This window comes from Salipiger sp. HF18 (genome assembly GCF_011806505.1).
GTDB lineage: Bacteria > Pseudomonadota > Alphaproteobacteria > Rhodobacterales > Rhodobacteraceae > Salipiger > Salipiger thiooxidans.
Genome location: NZ_JAATOS010000213.1, coordinates 1 through 6,754 on the forward strand (window position 1 = coordinate 1; position 6,754 = coordinate 6,754).

7 protein-coding genes are annotated in these 6,754 nt (G+C 68.4%); 2 read left to right on the forward strand and 5 right to left on the reverse strand.

Features of this window, described 5'->3' with window-relative positions:
• A partial coding sequence (locus HC022_RS16175; RefSeq protein WP_167453119.1) for a GntR family transcriptional regulator occupies window positions 1-549 on the forward strand: 549 nt, incomplete at its 5' end.
• Window positions 550-578: 29 nt separating this feature from the next.
• Here the strand turns inward: HC022_RS16175 and HC022_RS16180 are convergent.
• Both HC022_RS16180 and carA read right to left on the reverse strand, forming a co-directional pair.
• A complete protein-coding gene (locus HC022_RS16180; protein ID WP_167453120.1) occupies window positions 579-2,366 on the reverse strand; it encodes a glycosyltransferase family 2 protein in 1,788 nt (595 codons plus the stop codon).
• Window positions 2,367-2,561: 195 nt separating this feature from the next.
• Window positions 2,562-3,701, reverse strand: coding sequence for a glutamine-hydrolyzing carbamoyl-phosphate synthase small subunit (carA, locus tag HC022_RS16185; protein ID WP_167453121.1), 1,140 nt, complete (start codon window positions 3,699-3,701; stop codon window positions 2,562-2,564).
• A gap of 192 nt (window positions 3,702-3,893) precedes the next feature.
• Between carA and HC022_RS16190 the strand changes: the two genes are divergently transcribed.
• On the forward strand, window positions 3,894-4,361 hold the full coding sequence (locus tag HC022_RS16190; protein WP_167453122.1) for a GatB/YqeY domain-containing protein: 468 nt from the start codon (window positions 3,894-3,896) through the stop codon (window positions 4,359-4,361).
• A gap of 30 nt (window positions 4,362-4,391) precedes the next feature.
• Here the strand turns inward: HC022_RS16190 and HC022_RS16195 are convergent, their stop codons facing one another.
• The 3 genes from HC022_RS16195 to HC022_RS16205 all read right to left on the reverse strand — a co-directional run.
• The gene (locus HC022_RS16195; protein ID WP_167453123.1) at window positions 4,392-5,285 is read right to left on the reverse strand and encodes a hypothetical protein; all 894 of its coding nucleotides are present in this window, start codon (window positions 5,283-5,285) and stop codon (window positions 4,392-4,394) included.
• Between the two features lie 20 nt (window positions 5,286-5,305).
• Entirely contained in the window at window positions 5,306-5,803 is a 498-nt protein-coding gene (locus HC022_RS16200) for a DUF2244 domain-containing protein (protein WP_089954333.1), read from the reverse strand.
• Between the two features lie 167 nt (window positions 5,804-5,970).
• The coding region (locus tag HC022_RS16205; RefSeq protein ID WP_175583612.1) for a cbb3-type cytochrome c oxidase subunit I at window positions 5,971-6,754 on the reverse strand (784 nt) is incomplete at its 5' end.

Here is a 6,754-nt window from a genome sequence, read left to right on the forward strand (position 1 = left end):
AGCGAGCTGGCCGAGCGGTTCGGGGTCTCGCGCACGCCGATCCGCGAGGCGCTGCAGCGGCTCGAAACCCAGTCGCTGCTGACCCGCGACGGCCGGTCGCTGATCGTGGCGTCGCTGGATCACAACCAGATGGCCGAGCTTTACGTGGTGCGCACCGAGCTCGAGGGGCTCGCCGCCCGGCTTGCGGCGCGCCATGCCAGCGAGGAAGAGATCACCGTGCTGCGCGAGATGGTGTCCGAGGACCGGGCGTTGCTGAATGACCCTTCGGCGCTGTCGCGGGCGAACCGGCGGTTTCACAAGATGATCCATCTCGCCTCGCACAACCGCTTCCTCGTGCAGCAGCTCGACCTCGTGCACCGGTCCATGGCGCTGATGGCGACCACTTCGCTGGCGGCGCAGGGCCGGGGCGAGATCGCGCTCGCCGAGCACAAGGCCATCGTCGACGCCATTGCCCGGCGTGATGAGGACGCGGCCTACAAGGCGCTGCGCGATCATATCTCGGTGGCATTCGTGACCCGTCTGAAGCTCGACAGCCGCAAGGTGGACTGACCGACGGCTATCCGACGACTGCCCGGCGCCTAGCGGGGCAGGTCCTCGGGGATGTCGGCGTCGGGCCGGTCGGGAGCCGAGTGGCCGTGCGCCGTCTTGTCCCAGTAGAAGGGGCGGGCGATGAGCTCCCACAGGGCCTTGTAGGCGGCGAGCGTGCCGAGCGGGAAGTACAGGAACAGCGTCGGCACCCAGAGCAGCAACCCGTTGTGCGGCGAGCGCGAGACGGCGGCGATGGAGACCAGCAGCGACACCGCCTCGGCGACGAGAAATCCCAGCAGCAACGCGCGGGTGACGTGGGGGTCGCCCCAGCTGGCAAGCGGCGATGTCCAGCCGGCGAGCAGCAGCCAGTACGACCAGAGCGCCGGGGCGAGCAGGAACTGCAGGCAGCCGGTCAGCAGCACCAGCTGCACCCCCAGAAAGCGCCAGGCCCCAAGCTCGCGCCAGAGCCGCCGCGGCGCGCGCATGTGCACCGCCCAGGTGATCATGTAACCCTTGAGCCAGCGCGACCGCTGCCGGACCCAGGGCCAGACGCGGTTGTTGGCCTCCTCGCGGGTGACCACGGGCAAGAGCTCGGTGACATAGCCGTGGCGGGCGAGGCGGATGCCGAGATCGGCGTCCTCGGTGACGTTGTGGGCGTCCCAGCCGCCGACCTCCTCGAGCACGGCGCGGCGGAAGAAGACGGTGGTGCCACCCAGCGGAATTGCGAAGCCCAGCCTTGCCAGGCCGGGCAGCATCACCCGGAACCAGGTGGCGTATTCGATGGTGAAGCAGCGCGAGAGCCAGTTGGCGCGTGGGTTGTAGAAATCGAGGATACCTTGCAGGCAGGCGGTGCGCGGCGGTGCGCGTCCGAAGCGGGCGGCGACCCGGCGGAGCTGGTCCGGGGCGGGCGAATCCTCGGCGTCGTAGACGCCCACGATCTCGCCGCGGGCGAAGCGCAGCGCGTAGTTGAGCGCGCGGGGCTTGGTGGTGATGGGGCCGTCCGGCACCTCGATCACCCGCATCCACGGCGGCAGGATCATGCGCGAGAGCGTGGCGCGGGTGGTCTCGTCGCGGGCCTCGAGCACCAGCAGGACATCCAGCGCCGCGCGTGGGTAGTCGAGCCGCGACAGCCGCTGCACGAGATCACGGGCAATGCGCTCTTCGCGAAAGAGCGGCACCAGCAGCGACACTGTCGGCAGACGTGGCGGCAGGTCGTCGCGCGGCGGCGGCGGGCGACGACCTGCCACGAGGGCCGCGAGCCGGGTCAGTTGCGCCAGCAGCAGCGTCACCACGGCGGCGAGTGTCGCGAGGGCGAAGAACAGCCGCGCGTCGTGGAAAAGCAGCGCGAGACAGGCAAGCGCGAAGCTGCCGCCGATCACCGCCCGCAGCGGGGTGATCCGGTCCATGTCGCGGCAGCTCTCGTCGGTGGGCACCTGCGTCTCGGCGCGGCGGGCCATCGCCTCGCCATGGCTGGCGGCGATCTCGGACTGGATATCGGCCTCGGTGGCGAGCGCCATAGCGACGGCCCCGCAGCCCTCGGGCAGGGCGTCGAGCGCCGAATGGAAACGGTCGGGCTGTGCGGTGGCCAGTACGATGGTCTCGCCGATGCGCAGCCACGGCAGCACCGAGTGGCGCAGGCAGGTCTCGGGGGACAGAAGATCGGAGAGCGCGGGATCGGGCGGGTTCGCCTCGCGCCGAAGGATCATCGCGCCGTAGTGCAGCGCCTGCGCCTCCAGCACCTGCTCGGGCGTCGCCAGATCCTCGGCCACGAGCACCCGGGGAAGGGCGGCGCCGCTGCGCCCGGCCTCGGCCAGCGCCTGCACCGCCTGGGTCGGCATGAGGGTGCCATTGGCGAGCAGGATCGCCCATAGCGGACGGCCCCGCGGCAGTTCCGCCTGGGCTATCCGGGAGGTCCGAAAGACCGGACTTGGGCTCGACATGACTGACTCCTGCGCTCTGACAGGAGTCCAATTCAGGTTGATTTGGTAAATTCGACGTTAATTTCAGGCCCGCGAAACGGACTTCACCTGCGATTACATCACGTTCACGAAGCGTTCGAACAGGTAGAAGCTGTCCTGTGGGCCGGGGCTCGCCTCAGGGTGGTGCTGGACCGAGAACACCGGGCGGTCGGCCAAGCGAATCCCGCAGTTCGACCCGTCGAAGAGCGAGACGTGAGTCTCGATCACGCCGGCCGGGAGGCTCTGCGCGTCGACTGCGAAACCGTGGTTCATCGAGGTGATCTCGACCTTGCCGCTCTCGATTTCCTTCACCGGGTGGTTGGCGCCGTGATGGCCGTGGTTCATCTTGACGGTCTTGCCGCCAAGCGCCAGCGCCAGCATCTGGTGACCGAGGCAGATCCCGAAGATCGGCAGGTCGGTGTCGTCGAGGATGCCCTTGATCATCGGCACCGCGTAGGCGCCGGTGGCCGCAGGGTCGCCCGGGCCGTTCGACAGAAACACGCCGTCAGGCGAGTGGGCCAGGATGTCTTCCTTGGTCGCCGTCGCGGGCAGCACGGTCACGTCGCAGCCGGCCGAGGCGAGGCAGCGCAGGATGTTGCGCTTGGCGCCGTAGTCGATGGCGACGACCTTCTTCTTGGGCGCTTCCTGCCGGGCATAGCCCTCGGGCCAGGCCCACCGCATCTCGTCCCAGCGATAGGACTGGGCGCAGGTCACGTCCTTGGCGAGGTCGAGCCCGGTCAGGCCGGGGAAGGCGCGGGCCGCGGCGACCAGCTTCTCGACGTCGAAGTTGCCCTCGGGATCGTGGGCGAGCGCCACGTGCGGGGCGCCGGACTGGCGGATCGCGCGCGTCAGCCGGCGGGTGTCGATGCCCCCGATGGCGATCCGCCCGCGGGAGGCCAGCCACTCGGACAGCTCCTGCACGGCGCGCCAGTTCGAGGATTGCGTCGGCATCCACTTCACGACCATGCCCGCGGCGACCGGATCGCCGGTTTCGTCATCCTCGGGGGTCACGCCGGTGTTGCCGATGTGGGGGAAGGTGAAGGTCACGATCTGGCCCGCGTAGGACGGGTCGGTCATGATTTCCTGATAGCCGGACATGGCTGTGTTGAAGCAGAGTTCCGCCTCGGTCTGGCCGGTGGCGCCGAAGCCCTGGCCATAGAACAGCGTGCCGTCGGCTAGGGCGAGGCAGGCGGTGGGTTTGGGGCTTGCGGGCATGGCGCGACTCCTCTGGCAGCAGGCAGGCGGCAAATCGCGCAATACCTAAAGTCTGCGCAGTTTGGGGTCAAGGCCTGCTGGGAAATGCGAAAACTAGCATTTTCAATGCCTTGGCTCGGATCAGGCGGAGTTGCGCCCGGCGGTACCTTTGGATACCTTAGCGTTTCTGAATGGCTCTGGGGATGGCTATCAATGGAATTGCGAGAACGCATCACGTCTGCGACGAAGCAGGCAATGAAGGACAAGGCGACAAGTCGGCTGTCGACGCTCCGGCTGATCAACGCCGCATTCAAGGATCGCGACATCGCCGCGCGCGCCGAAGGCATCGACGGCGGCGTCGCCGATCCCGAGCTTCTGGCGATCCTTGCCAAGATGGTGAAGCAGCGCCGCGAGAGCGCACGGACCTACGAAGAGGGCGGCCGGCTCGACCTTGCCGAGGCGGAACTGTCCGAGATCGAGGTGATCGAGGAATTCCTGCCGAAGCCGCTCAGCGATAACGAGATCGAGGCAGCGCTCGATGGCGCGGTGGCCGAGGTCGGCGCCAGCTCGATCCGCGACATGGGCCGGGTGATGGGCGTGCTGAAGTCGCGCTACCAGGGCCGCATGGATTTCGGCGCGGTGGGCGCCAAGGTCAAGGACCGCCTGTCGAGCGCCGGCTGAGCCCGGCCCTCCGGTCGGAGGTCCTGCGGGTCAGGCCGTCGGGAAATCCGGCGCGACCCGGGCCCAGTCTTCCGCCGTCACGGCATAGCGCTGCACGAAACGGGTCTTGAACCCGACACGTCCGCGGCGGGCGCCGAAATTCTCGCCATGGTTCAGCACGTAGAGCACCGAGGGCCGTGCCAGCGGACGCAGTCTTCGTCCGGCCAGCCGCGCGAGATAAGGGAACATCCGGTGCTCGTGGGCGGTCATCGCGCGCAGGAAGGCGGCGCTTTGCGGCAGCGCCGGGTCGTGGAACACCGCGGCGCAGGAGCCGCAGAGCTTCCAGAACGGCTTGCGCAGCGGCATGGTCAGGCTGCGCGGCCCGGCAAGCGCCACGCCGCCAGTGGCGTGATCCATGACGAAGCCGGACTCGACGAGATAGCCGCTCTCCTGCCGTGCCAGCATCTCGGCCACGGTGCCGTCGCGCAGCAGGTCGTCGGCGTCGAAGCTCATGACATAGGCGGGCCCGGGTCCGAGCTCTGCGAGGGGGGCGCAGAGCGCCGCGAGCTTGCGCCACTTGTCGTTGCCGGGCGTGGGATCGGTGAAGGGCAGCCAGATCAGCCGAGGATCGTCGGGCAGGGGCGGTCGCTCCTGACAGCAGATCACCGCGCGCCAAGCGCCCTTCTGACGCTGGAGGCTCTCGACGGTCCGGGCCAGCCGCCCGGTCACCGCCTGCCAGTCGCCGACGTGATGCGGGCCGACGAGGGGGACGAGGAAGATCACCTCCTGCGCGGCGCGACGCGGGCCGCCTGTGGCGGCGCGCAGGTCGAGCGCGGCGGTCTCGGAGGTGGCGGCCGCGAGGCCGCGTGCCAGCGCGGGCGACACCGCGGCGGCGGCGAGACGCAGGGCGCGTTTCCATTTCGGCGTCGCGGGGACCTGCGCCATGTCTCTCTCCTGTGGCCGCGTCAGGGGCGGGACAGTTGCCGGACCTGGTCGCGAAGTTCGGCATAGAGTGCCTTGCGCTCGTCTTCGCTCAGAAACGCGCCGATCTCAACCTCGCGTCCGGCGCCCTTGAGCGTGACGTAGTAGGGGACGGGGCCCCCGGCCTCGTGCAGAACGACGCTCACCCAGTATGTGTCGCTGTCCCAGCACTGGTCCGGTCCGCGCGGATTGTGCCGCACCAGCCGGGTGCGCTCCGGGCTCAGCGTCAGGATCTCGAGCACCTGCCGGTCGCGGGCGTTCCAGCGGATCGCCACCCAGATTCCGCCCACCGCCGCCAGCATGAAGGGCAGGAGCGCCCAGAGCAGCACGGTGCCGACGAGGCCGAAGAATGGAATCAGCGCGAGCAGGAAGAAGCTCAGGATGAAGATCGAGAAGCCCCGCGCCGAAAGCGACTGGTGCGGCCAGAGGTGCAGCTCGGTGCCGGGCTCGCCGGCGGCCGGTGTCTGCCAGCGATAGGGCATCCGGGGCTCCGTTGATGGTCAGCGATTCCGCGGCGCTGCGCGGGTCGTAGAGGGGAGTGCAGGGGCGATAACGGAACGTGCGGGGCGCGCAGGGGATCCGGTGCCGGATACGAAAAAGGCCCCGGAACGCTCCGGGGCCTTGATCTCTGGTCTGGTCAGCCCCGCACTCAGTGCGCGTGCTGCTTATCCCAGTCCTCACGCTTGGGGAGTTGCTCGAAAGTGTGCTCCGGCGGCGGCGAGGGCAGGGTCCACTCTAGCGTGTCCGCGTACTCGTTCCAGGGGTTCTTCGCGGTGCACGGAGCACCCTTGCGCACGGTGTAGATCACGATGCCGAAGAACAGCAGGAAGGAGGCGAAGGACAGCAGCGCGCCCCAGCTCGACAGGGTGTTCCAGGTGGCGAAGGCCTCCGGGTAGTCGATGTAGCGGCGCGGCATGCCCTGACGGCCCAGGAAGTGCTGCGGGAAGAAGGTCAGGTTCACGCCGATGAAGAACATCCAGAAGTGCAGCTTGCCGAGCGCCTCGGGATACATCTTGCCGGTCATCTTCGGCATGTAGAAGTAACAGCCCGCGAAGATGGTGAACGCGGCCCCCATGGACATCGTGTAGTGGAAGTGCGCCACGACGTAGTAGGTGTCGTGATAGGCGCGGTCCACGCCGGCCTGGCTCAGCACGATGCCGGTCACGCCGCCGATGGTGAACAGGATCAGGAAGCCGATGGCGAAGAGCATCGGCGTCTTGAACTCGATCGAGCCGCCCCACATCGTCGCGATCCACGAGAAGATCTTCACCCCGGTCGGGACGGCGATGACCATGGTCGCGAGCATGAAGTAGCTCTGCTGGGACAGCGACATGCCCACGGTGTACATGTGGTGCGCCCACACGACGAAGCCGAGCGCGCCGATCGCGATGATCGCCCAGACCATCGGCAGGGAGCCGAAGACCGGCTTGCGC

Excerpts from the sequence above, each read along its gene's own strand:
- HC022_RS16200 (WP_089954333.1), bottom strand. The coding sequence starts at position 5,803 with ATGCCCTATCGCTGGCAGACACCGGCCGCCGGCGAGCCCGGCACCGAG.
- HC022_RS16190 (WP_167453122.1), top strand. The coding sequence starts at position 3,894 with ATGGAATTGCGAGAACGCATCACGTCTGCGACGAAGCAGGCAATGAAG.
- carA (WP_167453121.1), bottom strand. The coding sequence starts at position 3,701 with ATGCCCGCAAGCCCCAAACCCACCGCCTGCCTCGCCCTAGCCGACGGC.
- HC022_RS16195 (WP_167453123.1), bottom strand. The coding sequence starts at position 5,285 with ATGGCGCAGGTCCCCGCGACGCCGAAATGGAAACGCGCCCTGCGTCTC.
- HC022_RS16180 (WP_167453120.1), bottom strand. The coding sequence starts at position 2,366 with ATGCCGACCCAGGCGGTGCAGGCGCTGGCCGAGGCCGGGCGCAGCGGC.